This window comes from Pseudomonas azotoformans, assembly GCF_001579805.1.
In the GTDB taxonomy this organism is placed as follows: Bacteria; Pseudomonadota; Gammaproteobacteria; order Pseudomonadales; family Pseudomonadaceae; genus Aquipseudomonas; species Aquipseudomonas azotoformans_A.
In genome coordinates, this window is record NZ_CP014546.1 from 3,351,445 (window position 1) to 3,367,101 (window position 15,657).

A 15,657-nucleotide genomic window follows, 5' to 3' on the forward strand; every position below is an offset into this window, starting at 1 on the left:
CATGCTTAGCCACAAGCTGAATCTGGATCGTTGATGTATACGGCTGGACCGCAGAGAGAAATATATTTGGCTTTTAATTCGATTGCCGAAGATTTGGACTTGGCTTGTAATTCATAATAGTTTTCGTGTTTGGTTATCACGACCTTTAACGTTTCTCTAGTCGGAATGTTGTTGATTTTGACATCGCTCAAACCTCCACAATCCAAGCCTATTCTGCATGTGTTAAACCCCTCGTTAATCCACTTTTCCGGGGGGGCGTCAGGAATTTCAGAAATGTCGAAACCTAAACCGATATTGGGTCGATCATTGTCAATGGTCACAGAAAAAAGCGTTATTTCGCCTATTTCCACCGGGTAAGTGAATACCTTGTTGAAGAAAATCGTGTTTTCTAGCTCATTCCAATATTTCATTTTTTATCCTTAAAATAATAATGGTCTCTGGCGCCATCTAATTTCCCATTCCTCGGCCTGTTTTTCGGTCGGAGATTGAAATGCGCCGTTTGATCGCCCTTTCCGTCGGGTGCTGAAAACTTGTGACCAGCTCCATGATCTTGGATTAGAACCTTTGAGCCGTCCGCCCGCGTGAATTCGTACTCTCGAGTCATCACTGGCTTTCCTCGCGCATCCAGAATTTCGTTTTTCTGCTGATCTCTCATTGATACATGTGAATATTGCCTCATCGTCCCTAATCTGGGATCGAGCACGGCATCTGGGTGTTGTGCACGCGGTATGCCCGCATCCGCCTTCGCTTGTTTGAACGCTCCATTCCTTGATACTTCCGGCGCTGACGGCTCGTTAGGCGTGCCACATTCTGGGCTTTTCGTACCTTTAGGTGGGCAGTTGGCATTCAACCCGAGTGGGTCAATCCATCCCGTTGGATTAGGCACGTACTGGTACGCATTGATCCCGCCCGCCAATTTCACCGGGTCCGGCGTCAGGTAGCGACCAATATCCGGATTGTAGTAGCGATGACGGTTGTAGTGCAGCCCGCTTTCATCGTCGAAGTATTGGCCTTGGAAACGCAGCGGGTTGTCGATTTTTCCTATGTCGAGGCGGCTGATTTCGCCGTAGGCGCGGTAGTGGGCGGACCAGACGATTTGGCCATCGGAAGCGGTGAGTTCCTGTGGGGTGCCGAGGTGGTCTAATTGGTAATGGTAGGGCTTGATTTCTTTTGGGCCGAAGCCATCCAGCATCGCCAACGGCCGGAAGCTATCGGGTTCGTAGAGGTAGCTGCGGTGGTGCTCCGCGCGGTGTTCGGCGATGAGCTTGTCGCCCTGCCAGAAGAACTCGGTGGTCATGCCATCCACGGTTTTGCTGATGCGACGCCCAAACGGGTCGTAGCGATAGCTGGCAGTCTGGCCGTTGGGTTTTTTAATGCCGATCAGGCGGTGCTGGCAGTCGTAGCGGTATTCGGTGACGAGTTTGTGGTCTTTGCCGCGTCGTTCGCGGATGAGGTTGCCGAAGGCGTCGTAGTCGTAGTGGTGGTCGCCTTGGATCATCAGGCGATTGCCCGCCACGATGTCCGGACCGGGGCGGTCTTGCATGAGAACGTTGCCAGCCGGGTCGTGGCCGAAGCGTTCCTGCACGTCTTGGGAGTGGTCGGCGCGGGTCAGGCGGCCGAGTGGATCGTAGTGGTAGTGGTGTTCACCTTTGCGGGTGTCGAGCAGGCGGGTGAGGTTGCCGGATGTGTCGTAGTGGTACTGGCGCCGATAAATAGCCCCTTCGATATCGCACAGGCCGTGGTTGAACAGGCGTCCCTGGGCGTCGTACTGATAACTGCTGAGTAACTTTCCTTGGCCTCTTTGGTGTTCTCGACCTGCGTCAAATAGATGAGCGGTGAGCGCTTGGCCATTTACCTCGATCCTCTCGAGTTGGCCGCCTTTGATGTGGTTGAACGCAACCCGTTTGTTGTCCGGCAGGCGTAGGTTTTGAAGCTGGCCGCAGGCGTCGTAGGTGTAGCGCAAGGTGCCCCAGCCTTGGTGTTCGGCGGTGAGACGGTTTTGGCTGTCGTACTCGTAGGCCAGGGCCCAGTGGCCGTCTTCGACGCTTAAGAGATTGCCTTGGCGGTCGTAGGCGTAATCGACCAGGTTGCCGTCGGGTAGGGTTTTTCTTACGAGTCGACCGGCATAGTCGCGCTCGTAGCGGGTGACCAACTGACTACCGTCATCACCATGCTCGGTCTTTTCCTGCAGGTTGCCGTTGAGGTCGTAGACGTAAGCCGTGCGCTGACCGTCAAACCCGGTTTCCTGTTGGATCAGGCCATTGGCGTGATACTGGAGCCGGTAGGTTTCGCCCACCTCGTTTTCGATCTCGGTCAGCAGCAAACGAGTGTTGTCGTAACGGTATTTGACCTGCGTGCCATCAGCGTTGAGGCGGCGACTGATCAGGTGCAATCCGTCGGCGTATTCGTAGTGGGTGACGTGGCCGAGTTCATCCCGCTCGGAGGTGATTTTTCCGTAAGCGTTGTAGGTATATTTACGCGTATCACCGCTCGGCAAGACGATTTGGACTAATCGTCCTACGTGGTTCCATTCAAATTGCGTGAGCGCGCCGTGCTCATCTTCCTGGCTGATTTTTCGTCCGCGATCGTCATAGCGATAACGCTTGATTCCTCCAGTCGGCAACTGCTCCTCAAGCAACTGCCCACGCTCATTCCAAACCAGCCGATGACAGCTGTGATCCGGCAGCCAAACCTGCGTCAGTTGCCCGAATTTGTTGTAGCTGTACTCAGTCGAATTGCCGTCAGGATCGGTCTTACGCGTAACGTCACCCTGATCATTACGCTCATACTTCCAAACCGCCTGACCCCGCCTTACAACCCGTACGAATCCATTGTCATGCTCGTAGGATGTTGGCTCATCATCCCCCGGAAACAACGCCACCAAGCGTCCAGCTTCGTCGTACTGATACGCCGTAATCGCGCCCAGTGGATCCTGCTCAACCGTCAGCCGACCTTTCTCATCGTAGGATTTGAAGTGCTCAGCGCCGTCAGGATCCACTCGCTGCACCAGCCGCGCCCGCTGGTCATGCACATAGACTTCCTGACTGCCATCGGCGTTAAACACCGTGACCTGGCCGTTATCGTCCCAGGCATAGCGCGTGTCCATCTGCGAGAAACTGGCCCAATGCCGGACACATCGCGCCGCCTTACCAGACCTTTCCCACTCCCAGAAAAAACTCGCGCCACCGGCTAAGCCACGCTCAAGAATGACGTGCTGCTCGTCGTACCGATAAACCTCACTTTCGCCTACCGCATTGGTCGCGCAAACCAACCGACCCGTCGCGTCATAGGCGTAGGAAACAACGCTCTGCTCCGTCACCCAGACAAACGGACCGTCATCCACCGCCCGCTCAATCTGGTAGTCCACCGCCACAATGCGGCCCGACGCATAGCGCAAAAACAGCGAGCGCCCGACGCCGTTATCCAGCCGCTCAATCTGCCCCAGGTAATTACGGAAAATGCGCAATCGGTTGTCATACGCATCGCTGATCGCCGTCAGCACACCGTCGCGAAAGTGGTAGAAACGTGACCCTTGAGACAGGATCAGTTCATCGGGTAAAGCGCCCAGATAAATCGCAGCTTCGGCCAGGCTATTGGTAATCGCCGGCCGAGAAACCGTGGGCAAGGGCAGGGTAGTCGTGCGATTCTCATGATCGGTCCACACCACCGAATCCCCGGAAACACTCAGCCGATGCGCCAGCGAGTGACTCCAGCCAAACCCCAGCCCGCAGTCCACTTCCACCGCACTGGTGCGATACAGCCGCGTCCACTCAAACGGCAAGATCCCGTCCAGCGTGCCATCGGTGAGCGTCAGCAGCTCCTCGCCCGTGACCATCGACACCGGGCAGCCGTTGGTGACGGTCTTGTCCGAAGGCGCAGCCGCATCCCCAGCCGGGTTTCGAGCAGAAGCAGGCACATCGTCGACAGGCGCCTGGCGCACCAACACTGTCCGCTGTCCAACCTTGTCCCGAACCACCGGCACCGGGTTGGCAACCACCTGATCCCCAGCCTTCAACGGCACATCCGGAATCGTCCGAATCGGCGTCGCCGAGCTACCCAGCAACATGGGCTTGGCCGCGTCGACATGCGCGTCCAACCGAGGCCCGGCCAACTGATCGGCCAACATCTCAAGCCACTTACGCACCCGCCCCGACTTGATATGCCCCAACACCTGCATACCCATCCGAACCTGTACCCCCATGCCCCGGGTCGCCCAGATCAAAAACAGATTGATCAGCACCTCGCCGGTAATCTCGCCCACCAGTTCATACATGTCCGGCGGCGGCAGCATGCGTATCCAGGCGACCATTGCCGACAGATAGATGAACAACAGCGGCTCGTCGCTCAGTACCAGCAGGCCATGGGCGATGGCGTCCTTGCCCAGTTTCAGCAGATCGTCCAGCTCGGCCTGGGTGATGTACTTCAGTAACTTCTCGCTATTGGCCTTGAGGTCCGCCAACAGGTCGTACAGCTGTGTGAAATTGTCCCAGAGGTTGTAGAGCGCCTTGCCAATCCCACTCGCGAACGCCACGCCTTGCATCGCACTGCGCTCGAACGGCGTGGCGTTGGCGAAGTCTTTCCATCGCGGCTTGAAGGTCTTCGTCCATTCGTCACGCAGGCGTTCTTCCAGCCCGACGATCACCGACTGATAAGACGCATACAGCGCCTTGACGTGTGCCTTGGAAACGTTGGGGTAAAAAGTGATCTGGTAACGCTGGTCGCGGATGCAATCCTTGACTTCAAGAATGCCGCTGGCATCGATGGTTCGACGGATAGGGTCACCGAACGGCGTGCCGTCCGACCCGATGGCTTGCAGCATCACCGGCGTATTGCCGATGGGCACAAACCGCGTGCTTTCAAACATATGCAGCAGGGTCAACGAGCCCTGGGCCTTGCAAACAGCCACCGTGCGATTGGGCTGTTTGGAGGATGCGGGAGCGACGAGGGAAACTTCCTGGCCGACCTTGAACACCTGCTCCACGTCCAGAGCCGAGCCGCTCCAGAAGCTTTCGGCCCACTCGTCAAAGGCGTTCAGGCACGTGCGGAAATCACGCAGGACGCTTTCCACGTCCGGCTTTTCGGCATCCATAGGGGAGAGGACGAACTGCGCAATAACCGGAATCATGAAGCGGCCCCGTTGAGTGGGGCACAGGAAAGGTGCATCGGCGGTCCCTCGCGCTGAGTGGTCAGGCGAGAGACTTTGGCGAGGTTGGTAGGGAAAAGAAGTCGGCGTTATTCGCCGGAAGAGCTAGGAAGTTTCGCCAAAACCTCGGGCAAACCGAGGCTTTGTTGTAGGTGGGGGATTACAGGGTGAATAGTCCTACAGCTTCAACTGCCCGATCGCCTTGCTCAACTCCCCGGCCAGGGTGGCCAGTTCATTGCTGGTGGTGGCCGAGTCTACGGTCTGCTGCACGGTGTTCTCGGTCACGTCGCGAATGCTGACGACGGCGCGGTTCATTTCTTCGGCCACGTGGCTTTGCTGTTCGGCGGCGACGGCGATCTGGGTGTTGCTTTCGCGCATCTGCGCCACGGCGCCGGTGATTTCGGCGAGGGCGGCGCCGGCTTCCTGGGCTTGTTGCACGCAGTCGTCGGCCTTGAACGAGCTTTCCTGCATGAAGTCCACCGCGTCGCGGGTGCCGGCTTGCAGGGCCGAGACCATGCGGGTGATTTCGTCAGTGGAGCTTTGCACGCGCTTGGCCAGGTTGCGCACTTCGTCGGCGACCACGGCAAAGCCACGGCCCATTTCCCCGGCGCGGGCGGCTTCGATGGCGGCGTTGAGGGCGAGCAGGTTGGTCTGCTCGGCGATGCTGTGGATCACACTGACCACGCCGTTGATTTTCTGGCTATCCTCGGCGAGCTTCTGGATCATTTCGGCGGTTTGTTGCACGCCGGTGGACAGGCCGGCAATCGAGCGCTGTACGCGGCTGACCACTTCCTGGCCGCTGCCGGCAAGGGTATCGGCGGTCTGGGACAGATCCCTTGTGGCGCCTGCGTGCTGGGCGATGTGATAGACGGTGGCGGTCATCTCGTTGATGGCGGTGGCAGCCTGGTCGGTTTCGCTTTGCTGGCCGAGCATGCCGTGCTGCACCTCGTTCATGCTGCTGGCCAGCCGTGCGGCGCCATCATCCAGTTGCCGGGCGGTGCGTGCCACGGTGTTCACCACGCGCTGGTAACCGGCCTGCATCGCGTTGAACGCGCTGGCCATTTGGCCGACTTCGTCTTTGCACGCCAAGGGCACGCGGGCCGACAGGTCGCCGGTTTTCTCCACGTGCAGCATCACGTCCTTGAGGGTGTTGAGCTGGCTGAGCAGGAAGCGGATCAGCAACTGCGAGGCACCGAGCATTGCCAGCATCAGGATCAGGACCGCCACCGCATAGTTGGCGAAGCGCTCTTCGAACACCTGGCTCAGGCTGGGCGCATAGGCAAGGACGGCAACGTATTGACCCTCAGGACGGGCGACGACTTCAGCGCCCATCAACGGGTTCTCGCCGAACACAGGCATGTGGTTGAGTTCGACCCAACCCGTGGCGCTGCCCAAGGCTGACAGATCCTGGTCGGCCAGGTGTGGGACTTGGCCGCGCTTGAACGTCAGCCAATGGTCGCTCTCAGGCAGCGTCTCACCCGCTGGCCAGGCACTCAGCAGCCGCGCTTGTTCTTGCGCCGAGGCGAGGGACGCCGTGCTGCGCGCCTGTTGTTCAAGCTGTACGGCATACAGCACCAGCAGCAGGGTGGTGATGAAGGCGACCGCGTTGACGGCCCAGAATTTGTACTTCAGCGAGATATTGCTAAGCCAGGCACCCATGGAAGGTTTTCTCTGATAGCGGAAACAGCATTGGCAAGGTGCCATTATTGTGCCGCTATCCAGGGAAACGGTTTTGACGTGGGTCAATGCGCCGCATCAATCCACTTGGGGCAGTCCAAAAAAGCGACGGGCGCATGCCGTGCTGTTACGGGCCAGGTCTTCCAGGCTTTCGTTGCGGTGCAGAGCGACTTCGCGCAGGACTTCCGGCAGATACGCCGGCTCATTCCGGCCATTTTTCGGCTTTGGCCGTAGGGTGCGCGGCAGCAGATAAGGGGCGTCGCTTTCCAGCATCAGACGGTCACCGGGAATTTCCCTGACCAGTGGGTGCAGGTGTGTCCCACGGCGCTCGTCGCAGATCCAACCGGTGATGCCAATGTGCAAGTCGAGGTCGAGGTAGCTGAACAACGCTTGCTGTTCGCCCGTAAAGCAATGCACCACGGCGGCGGTAAGGTGGTCGCGGTAGTCCTTGAGGATATCCAGCAGGCGCTGATTGGCGTCACGTTCGTGGAGAAACACCGGCAACTTCAGCTCGACGGCCAGGGCTAGATGTTCTTCGAGAACTTTTTCCTGTTGTGGCCGCGGTGAAAAATCCCGGTTGAAATCCAGCCCGCATTCACCCACCGCACGCACACGGTTTTCGCTGAGCAAAGCGCGCAGACGCTGGGCGCTGTCGCCGTTCCAGTCGCTGGCGGAGTGGGGGTGGATGCCGGCGGTGCTGAACAGCCGCTGGCCGCTTTCATCGAGTTTTTCGCACAATTGCAGGGCCTGTTCGCTGCCCTCGATGCTGGTGCCGGTGAGCACCAATTGCTGTACGCCAGCGGCATAGGCGCGGTCGAGCACAGCTTGGTGCTTCTCGTCGAAACTGGGGTTGGTCAGGTTGACGCCGATATCAATGAGTTGCATGGTGCTATCTCCGCCTGCGGCCGGAAAGCATATCAGAGCTGTAGATTTATAAGAAAAACGAAGAACTACAACGAGTTATAGCTGTCTTTGAACGTCGCAAGCGACATTGTGGTTGGCCCGTCGCCCGCCATCATGCCGCCGTTGCGTACCTTGCCAGCGCATAAAGCGCTCTGTTTCTGACCCCCACCGCCCCGTTTTTCGCGAGGGCGTTGGCCAGTATTCTTTTCCGGAGAGCGGATGATCCGACCCTCGGCGTTGCTTATGTTGTGCCTGACGTTGCTGCTGCCCATGGCGGCGGTCGCGCGTCTGGACGGGCCGCTGGAAGTGACCAAGCCCGGCAAGGTGCGTGACCTGGCGGAGATTCGCTCCAGCCGCACCCTGCGTGTGTTGGTCAACCAGAGCCGTAACAGTTCCGGCGAGGTGCAGGGCCAGGCTATTGGCGTCGAATACCATCGCCTGCGCGCCTTCGAGCAATACCTCAATGGCCATGCCCGCGATGGTCAGGAGATCAACCTCAAGATCATTCCCAAGGCCAAGGACCAGTTGCTCGGCGCGTTGGCCCGTGGCGAAGGTGACCTGGTCGCTCCGGGTGAATTGCTGGATGTAAAGGCTGCACACAAGATCAGCACCAGCGACCCGATTGTCAGCGATGTACCGCTGTGGTTGGTGGGGGTGAAGGGCGAGCGGCGGTTCACCAAGTTGGAGCAACTGTCCGGCCGCACACTGGCGTTGACCACCGGCAGCGCGGCGGCGGATGCCATCAGCCAGGTCAACCAGAAGCTGGCGCTGCACAAGCAGCCGCCGGTGAAAGTGGAGTGGGTGGACCCGACCCTGGCCGTGGAGGATGTGCTGGAGATGGTCCAGGCCGGCATTTTTCACCTGACTGTTGTTGAAAAACCGATTGCCGAACGCTGGTCGAAGATCCTGCCCAAGTTGCGCTTCGATAAGCAGGTGGCGATCAGCGAGCCGGGCGACGAGTACTGGTTCGTACGCCAGGATGCTTCGATGCTGCGGGCCAGCATTGATCGCTTCCTAAAAACTTACCGGACGCCTTCCGACCAGGATGTGGCGTTCCAGCGTATCTACCGTCGTCTCTATCAAGTGCGCAATCCACTGGCTCGGGTCGACCGTCAACGCCTGGAAAAACTGCGCCCGGTGTTACAAAAGCATGCCCGCGAGCAGGGCATGGATTGGCTGAACCTGGCGGCACTGGCCTTCAAGGAGTCCGCTTTGGACCCTGGCGCGCGCAGCAGCGGCGGTCCCACCGGCTTGATGCAAATCACCCCTTCGGCAGCGCAGCGGGTAGGGGTCAACAACATTGAGAGTCTCGACAGTAATGTGCAAGCGGGCGCGCGCTACCTGGCGATGATCCGTCGCAAGTTCTTCGCCAGCCCCAAGCTCAATGAGCGTGAGCGCATGGCCTTTGTATTGGCGGCCTACAACATGGGGCCGGAGCGGGTGCAGGGCATGCGCACTGAAGCCAAGCGCCGGGGGCTTAACCCCAATCAGTGGTTCTTCCAGGTTGAACGCATCGCCATGGAGCAGGTAGGGATGGGCGGCGTCAGCTATGTTAATAGCGTCAACAAGTACTATTTGGCGTTTGACCGGGAGCGGGAGTCCCTGGAGCCGCCGGCGCCGAAAATCGCCTCACGGAAGTAATCGATTTTATCGATATTAATCAGGCATTTTTTCGGCTTTTATCATTGTTTAAACTGATTAATATAGCGGCCAACCAACCCCTATTTAGAAAAGGATTATCACCATGAGCCCACTGATCAACAGCATCCTGTCCACTCGCGCCGGTTACGGCCTGACCCTTCTGCGCATTGTTGTCGGCATCATCTTCGCCGCTCACGGTTCGCAGAAACTCTTTGGCTGGTTTGGCGGCTACGGCCTGGCGGGTACTGCGCAGTGGATGGAAAGCATCGGCCTGGCGCCGGGTACACTGATGGCGCTGTTGTCGGGCGGCACCGAGTTCTTCGCGGGTTTGGCCTTGATCATCGGCCTGCTGGTTCGTCCTGCGGCATTGGGCCTGACCATCCTCTCGCTGGTGGCGATCTTTTCGGTGCATATCCATAACGGTCTGTTTATGGCCAACAACGGTTATGAGTTCGCCCTGGCACTGCTCGGTGGCTCGCTGGCGGTGCTGCTGGAAGGCGCGGGCAAGCTGTCTGCGGATCGCGCCATCGCCAACTGATCTGCGTAGAACCCTTAAAAGGCCCGCCCTGTGCGGGCTTTTTGCTGATCGGGATTCTTGACACCGCCCCACCGGCTTCTCTAGGATGCCGCTCATGCGCCGATTTAAACAGCTAATTGCGGGGCGCCACGGGTGATCGTTATCGGTCCCGACAGAAGCATGTTCCATGCTTCGAAATTCCGCTAAAGCGCTGGTTCGGTGTTGCCTCTCACCTGCCCGCAGACTTTTGAGGCAGAGACACGACACGATGAATGCACTGCGCCCCCTGATACGCCTGGCCCCGATCACCGCGGACCTCACTCAACGCAATCCAAAAATTCTCCTGGGCGGCAAGCATCAGCCGACGCTTTTGCGTTACCTGGATGGCTGGCCGCGTCGCACGGGTCGACCTTCGGCGTTCCTGATCCAGTTTGTCGAAGACGGCGACTCCCTTGCACGTTTTGCCAGCAACAGTTTTGACCTCGCGGTTATCCAGGCGCCAACTGCCGACGACGCCGATGAGGTCATTCGCCAGTTGACCCGCATTGCCCGGCAAGGGCTGATCGCCCGTCGTTGAGCGTTCAGTGAATGACGCTGCCGGCCTTCAGCCGGCGACGGCGTTGGCCCAGAAAGACCAGCCAGGCGATCAGGCATAAGGTCACGGGTATCGCAAAGGTCACCGTCAGTTTTATAACCCACTCCAGTCGACGCACCTGGGCATAGGCTTCGTCCTCCAGGGCATGCAATTCCATAGGCAAGCGCAGACGTTCCTTGTTGAGTGCCTGCAGCCGAGTGGTGGTGTCCACGGGCTGGGTGCCAAGGGCGGTTGTCCACGGGCTAAGCCGCTGCCATTCCTGCTCCGTGCGCTGTAGGCGCCGTTCCAATTCGCTGGCTTTTACGCGATAGGCCTGTTTCGCGACGTTGCGCATGCTCTCCAACCTGTTCGGCGACGTTTCCTGCGGCACACGCGGGCGAATGGCGGCGAGTGTGTCGGGGGCGGACAGGTTGTCCAGCGTATTCAAGACAAACAGCGCGTTGCCGTCGGGTGCCGAGTCATTGACCTTATCCATGAGCATGTCCGTGTCAGCCACCACCACGACATGAATCTGCGCCGCTTTCTGCAAACCGGGCGGCTGCCCCTTGATGCCGTCGGGAAATACCGAATAGCTCGGCCCCTCGATGCGCGCGGCGATCACATGAGCTCGTTCCTGCTTTGACGCCCCTTCAATCAATGAGTCGATGCTAGCCGCGCTTGTGAGGCCGTTGGCGTCCAACAGGACAGACTGTTCGGAGCTTTGCAGGAGCGGGGTGAAGGTCGTGCGGCTCTTGCTCAGTGGAGAGAGGGCGCCACTGCTCGATACCGTCACCCTATTGAGGTTCCATGTACTCATGTCATGGATGTTCATCGCCTGTCGGGGTAGGTTCAATCGGACCTGATTGGGCGCGCCCGATGTCTCCCTTGGCGTGTAGACGTCGTCAACCACCAGCCTGTCCGCCGGCATTTGGACACCCCAGGCAGCCATCAACTCGCTCAGCCGAGTGTTGCCTGGGGGGAGGTTTGGGCGTTGCTCAGTCAAAGGGTCGATAAACATCATTAATCTGCCGCCCCTCAAGACAAATTGTTCAATGGCATACAAGGTTCGCTCAGACAATGCCTGAGGGTGCACGACCATCAGTGTTTTGATGGGCTGGGGAACGGATGCGGCAGTCGGCTCCAGATTGACCAGGTCGAATTCCTGCCTTAGCTCCTGCAGCAACCGGCCTGCGGATCCGTCCATCGCCAATCCCGCCAATAGGGCAATGACCGGGCGTTCGGGGTGCTGCAATTTATAGAGCAGATGGCCGATTTCATACTCAAGCAGTGGCTCCTGGTCGAGGCTGAAGGAACCAATACGTCTCACACCGTGACCTGCTCGGGAGCCGATAAGACCGAGAAACCCGGCATTATCGTCGAGCCCGGAAAGCCGGGCTTTGTAGGCGTCCTCCGAAAAAGGCGCCGGTTCAATCAGGTGCAGGTTGATCATGCCATTGGCTGTTTCCTCGTACTCCTTGAGCAGCTCTTCAATACGCTTGCTGTAGCGTTGCACCGCGTAGCTTCTTTTGGGGGCGTTGGCGGAGTTGAAGTAATACAAGTCGAGCGGGTCTTCCAGTGTGGTGAGCAGCTGTTTTACGGCAGGTGCCAAGGTGTGAACTTTTTGCTCAGAAAGGTCCCACCGTATATCAGGAAGTTTACCTATCCAAACCAGATTGAACGCCAGGAAAAGCAGGAAGGTGACGGTAAGTGTCATGCCGGTGCGCAGCGAGGACCGCATTGAGGATTTCCCTTCTCAGCTGTGTTTGTAGTTGAGTGTGACTATCGTCGCAGCGAGAAAGGCGAAGATCATGCTGATGAAGTAGAGCGTGTCACGAAGTGTGAGCTTCCCATCGTCGATATTGCTGAATCGCAAAGTAGGGCTGAGTGCGGCCAAGCTATCGATCAAGCCAATAGGGGCTTGGTGTTCAAGTGCATCCAGGATGGAAGAAAGTCCACTGGCTGTCAGAAGCAGGCCAAGGGTCAATATGAAAATGACAGTGCGCTGGCGTACAAATGCACAAATAAAGCAACCCACGGACAGGTAACTGCCTGCCAACAACCAACTCACAAAAAATTGCGAAGCAATAACGCTGTTATCGGCCCTGCCCAAGTAGTTGGCGATGATGACAAGAGGAGACATCAGAAACAGGGTTGCACCTGCTACGAACCAGGCGGCCAGGAATTTTCCGATCACCCATTCATAGGTTGTGATGGGCATGGTTTTCATTAGCCCGAGAAAGCCTGTACTGGACTCATCCGCCCATAGTTGCGTGGCCAAGGCGGGAATCAGTAGTAAATACAGCCAGGGGTGAAACTGGAAGAACACCTGCAAGTCACTGATGTTTTGTTCCGGCCACGGGCTTATGTACTTTCCCAATGCCACGGACAGTATGAGAAAGACGGCAATGTGCAGGTAAGTACTGGGTGTGCAGGCATAGCTGGCGAGCTGACGCTTGAAAATAATAGGTAATAATTTCAACGGGGCGCCTCCTGGCTCAGGTGGTGGACCACATCATTCAGGCGACCTGGTTCCAGGTTTAACGAGTTGATTTTCCAGCGGCGACTGGCAATCAGCGTATTGATATGGGGATAGATGGTGTGTCCCGGCATGGCGAGAACGGTCACCGTGCCGGGGGCATGTCGATGTTCTTCGATGCCGGCCACGCCGGGCAGGACGGCCAGGGCCAATAGGTCTAATGGTGTGTCCGCGGCCAGGGTGACGGCCTGGAAATGACGTGAGTCGCGTTGTAGATCGGGCAGCGGGTTATCGGCGACCAGGCGACTGCCTGCTATGACTAACGCTCGGGTACACACGTCAGATAATTCATCGCAGTGGCGAGAAGCGATGATGACTGTCATTTCTTGCGTTAAAGATTGGATGAGCGACCTGAACACATATTTTTGATCAGGTGCAAGTCCTTCGGTGGGGTCATCCAGCAGCAACAGGACAGGGCTATGCACGATGGCCTGCGCAAGGGCAACTTTACGTTTCCAGCCGATGGAGAGGGCATCGAGAGGCGCATCGAGCACGGGAAACAAATCCAGTCGTGCGATGACCTGTTCCAGCCGCGAGCGCTTTTCGGCGCCGTAGAAGCCGCGAACGGCAGCGATGAAGCCAAGGAACGCTTTGACGGACATCGTTGGATGGCCGAGGTCCGTGGACAGTTGATAACCAACGAGTTGCCTTGCCTTAAGTGCATGGGTTTGTATATCGAAACCCTGGACCTTTATATAACCGCTGGAGGGCTGTGTTGAACCGGCTATTAAATCGAACAGAGTTGTTTTGGTCGAATGATCTTGCCCGAATAATCCCACGCATTCTTGTGGATTGGCGATGAACGAAAAATCGCTGAGTACAGCTGTGTTACCCGTGTGTTTTGTCAGATTGCTTATTTCGATCATTTTTTTACCGAAAAAGTTTGGTATGACGTAGGGGGCATGAAAAAAGGGTACGGGTAACGCTCGCTTTTGGGAACGTCGATAATGCTTAATAAGAGAAGTCCTACGTGCGGGTTGGGCAGGCCGCTGAAGCAATGTGTTAGGTTTCGGAATGTCCAATTTTCGAATGTTTATTAGTTGTTTATATAAACTTTCTGCACTGCATAATGAGGCCTGAATACCATGATGCTGCTACGTACCCTTGTTCTTGAGCGTAATGGTCAAGATGCTCCGGTTAATGGTGCATTGCTCTGTGGATTTGCCGTAGGTCAGACGGCCTCCAACTTTCTTGTCTATAGCCTGGACGAGGAAGTAGAACCGGAAAGTTCCAGGGTCTATATCGCCGCGTTACGTAAGAAAGTTGATCGGTATTTCCTGGGCGGGGTTGAGTCCAGGGAGGATCTGCAGTTGGCATTACATGTGTTCAAGCAGATTCTGACGTTGGCCGCTTCGGGAATGAAGGCCGGCGGGGTGACGGAAACCCAGGTGCCCTATCATTTTGTCGATTTGAAAGGCTGCAAGCTGCCGCCTGCCAGGCCCGAGGACCATCATTCGGTGATCATCAAGAAGGCGCTGGTGATGAAGGTGATCACCCTGGGCATGTCTGCGCCGACGCTGCCGGCGATCGAAAGCGCTTCAGTGATCGTACCGTCCATTCGTTTTTCGTCGCAAATGAGCTCATCTCCCAAGGCGATGAATCCTTCCGAGCCTGTCCCTGCGCCTGTGCATGAGCATTCCGTTGAGGAGATTCAACAACCCCCTGCCGAGGTCCCGTTGATGATGGCGCAGGCCGCAACGCCCATCCAGCCGGAGCCCGATGTGCCGACACCTCTGAAACGCCCGGCGCCAGCCGACCACAGTACATTGTTCGAAGTGGACAGCACGTTGACCAACCTGGCCCGGGTTGCTCAAGAGCTGACCCAGCAAAAGCTGGCAGCCATCGAACAGGAGTCTGTACTTGAGCAATGGCAGGCACGCTTGCAGCAAGAGCAGAAACAGTTGGATGAGAAAGCTCGAGAACTGGAGCGGCGCACCACTCAACTGCACGATCATTCGCTTGCGGTCAGCCAGAGAACCGAGGCCCTGAAGGTGATGACGTCGCAGGTATCGGGTTTGCGGCAGAGCCTGCGGGGTGTGCTGCTTGAGCTGGACCAGGCGTTGGATGGCTAGACTGGCCTGGCTACTTTCCCGGGTTCATTTATCATCAACGCCAGCCAGCCGACGCCTGGGCTTTAAACTCAGGCGGATCGGCACCTATGGACATTGCCACGGGATGCAAGCGTTTGAGTACCAAGCTGATTACCAAAGAAGGCCATGAAGCGCTGAAGAAGGAGCTGGATTACCTGTGGCGCGAAAAACGCCCGGACACCACGCGCAAAGTGACCTGGGCGGCTTCGCTGGGAGATCGCAGCGAAAACGCCGATTACCAGTACAACAAGAAACTACTGCGTGAAATCGACCGTCGTGTGCGCTACCTGCGCAAGCGCCTGGAGGACATGCGCATTGTGGAATACATGCCTGAGCAAGAGGGCAAGGTGTTCTTCGGCGCCTGGGTAGACATCGAAAACGAGCAGGGTGAGACCAAGCGTTTTCGCATCGTTGGCTATGATGAGATTTATGATCGGATGGACTACATCTCCATCGACTCACCCATGGCCCGTGCGTTGTTGCGCAAGGAAGTGGACGATGAGGCCGTCGTGCAGACCCCGGGTGGAGACGTGTGCTGGTGGATCACCGGCATCGAATATGTGAAGTAAGTGAGGT

General features: G+C 57.5%; 12 protein-coding genes. 5 read left to right on the forward strand and 7 right to left on the reverse strand.

Annotation, left to right across the window (positions count from 1 at the left end; genetic code table 11):
- Nucleotides 1–5: 5 nt before the first annotated feature.
- The 4 genes from AYR47_RS15605 to AYR47_RS15620 form a co-directional block, all read right to left on the reverse strand.
- The gene (locus tag AYR47_RS15605; protein ID WP_061435824.1) at nt 6–410 is read right to left on the reverse strand and encodes an Imm50 family immunity protein; all 405 of its coding nucleotides are present in this window, start codon (nt 408–410) and stop codon (nt 6–8) included.
- On the reverse strand, nt 407–5,125 hold the full coding sequence (locus AYR47_RS15610) for an RHS repeat-associated core domain-containing protein (RefSeq protein WP_061435826.1): 4,719 nt from the start codon (nt 5,123–5,125) through the stop codon (nt 407–409). The genes AYR47_RS15605 and AYR47_RS15610 overlap by 4 nt, the downstream gene beginning before the upstream one ends.
- A 195-nt stretch (nt 5,126–5,320) precedes the next feature.
- Nucleotides 5,321–6,802, reverse strand: coding sequence for a methyl-accepting chemotaxis protein (locus AYR47_RS15615; RefSeq protein ID WP_061435828.1), 1,482 nt, complete (start codon nt 6,800–6,802; stop codon nt 5,321–5,323).
- A gap of 96 nt (nt 6,803–6,898) precedes the next feature.
- Nucleotides 6,899–7,705, reverse strand: coding sequence for a TatD family hydrolase (locus AYR47_RS15620; protein WP_061435829.1), 807 nt, complete (start codon nt 7,703–7,705; stop codon nt 6,899–6,901).
- Nucleotides 7,706–7,942: 237 nt separating this feature from the next.
- Between AYR47_RS15620 and AYR47_RS15625 the strand changes: the two genes are divergently transcribed.
- From AYR47_RS15625 to AYR47_RS15635, 3 genes are all read left to right on the forward strand, one after another.
- Nucleotides 7,943–9,364 carry a transglycosylase SLT domain-containing protein gene (locus AYR47_RS15625; RefSeq protein ID WP_061435830.1) on the forward strand — a complete coding sequence of 474 codons (1,422 nt, stop codon included), beginning with the start codon at nt 7,943–7,945 and terminating at the stop codon, nt 9,362–9,364.
- A gap of 103 nt (nt 9,365–9,467) precedes the next feature.
- Complete coding sequence (locus tag AYR47_RS15630) at nt 9,468–9,902, forward strand: DoxX family protein (protein ID WP_061435832.1); 435 nt, start codon at nt 9,468–9,470, stop codon at nt 9,900–9,902.
- A 247-nt stretch (nt 9,903–10,149) separates the two neighbouring features.
- Complete coding sequence (locus AYR47_RS15635) at nt 10,150–10,458, forward strand: hypothetical protein (protein WP_061435833.1); 309 nt, start codon at nt 10,150–10,152, stop codon at nt 10,456–10,458.
- A gap of 4 nt (nt 10,459–10,462) precedes the next feature.
- On the opposite strand, the gene AYR47_RS15640 is transcribed toward AYR47_RS15635, so the two are convergent.
- The 3 genes from AYR47_RS15640 to AYR47_RS15650 are packed head-to-tail and all read right to left on the reverse strand — an operon-like array spanning nt 10,463 to nt 13,857.
- Nucleotides 10,463–12,193 (reverse strand): Gldg family protein, encoded by a 1,731-nt coding sequence (locus tag AYR47_RS15640; protein WP_061435835.1) that lies wholly within the window; start codon nt 12,191–12,193, stop codon nt 10,463–10,465.
- A gap of 15 nt (nt 12,194–12,208) precedes the next feature.
- Nucleotides 12,209–12,934, reverse strand: coding sequence for an ABC transporter permease (locus AYR47_RS15645; RefSeq protein WP_061435837.1), 726 nt, complete (start codon nt 12,932–12,934; stop codon nt 12,209–12,211).
- Nucleotides 12,931–13,857 (reverse strand): ABC transporter ATP-binding protein, encoded by a 927-nt coding sequence (locus AYR47_RS15650; protein ID WP_061435839.1) that lies wholly within the window; start codon nt 13,855–13,857, stop codon nt 12,931–12,933. Before AYR47_RS15650 ends, AYR47_RS15645 begins: the two co-directional genes overlap by 4 nt.
- 219 nt (nt 13,858–14,076) lie before the next feature.
- On the opposite strand from AYR47_RS15650, the gene AYR47_RS15655 reads away from it, so the two are divergent.
- Together AYR47_RS15655 and greB are read left to right on the forward strand one after the other, a co-directional pair.
- Nucleotides 14,077–15,063 carry a hypothetical protein gene (locus tag AYR47_RS15655; RefSeq protein ID WP_061435840.1) on the forward strand — a complete coding sequence of 329 codons (987 nt, stop codon included), beginning with the start codon at nt 14,077–14,079 and terminating at the stop codon, nt 15,061–15,063.
- Nucleotides 15,064–15,176: 113 nt separating this feature from the next.
- Nucleotides 15,177–15,650, forward strand: a complete 474-nt coding sequence (gene greB, locus AYR47_RS15660) for a transcription elongation factor GreB (RefSeq protein ID WP_061449429.1) — start codon at nt 15,177–15,179, stop codon at nt 15,648–15,650.
- Nucleotides 15,651–15,657: the final 7 nt, after the last annotated feature.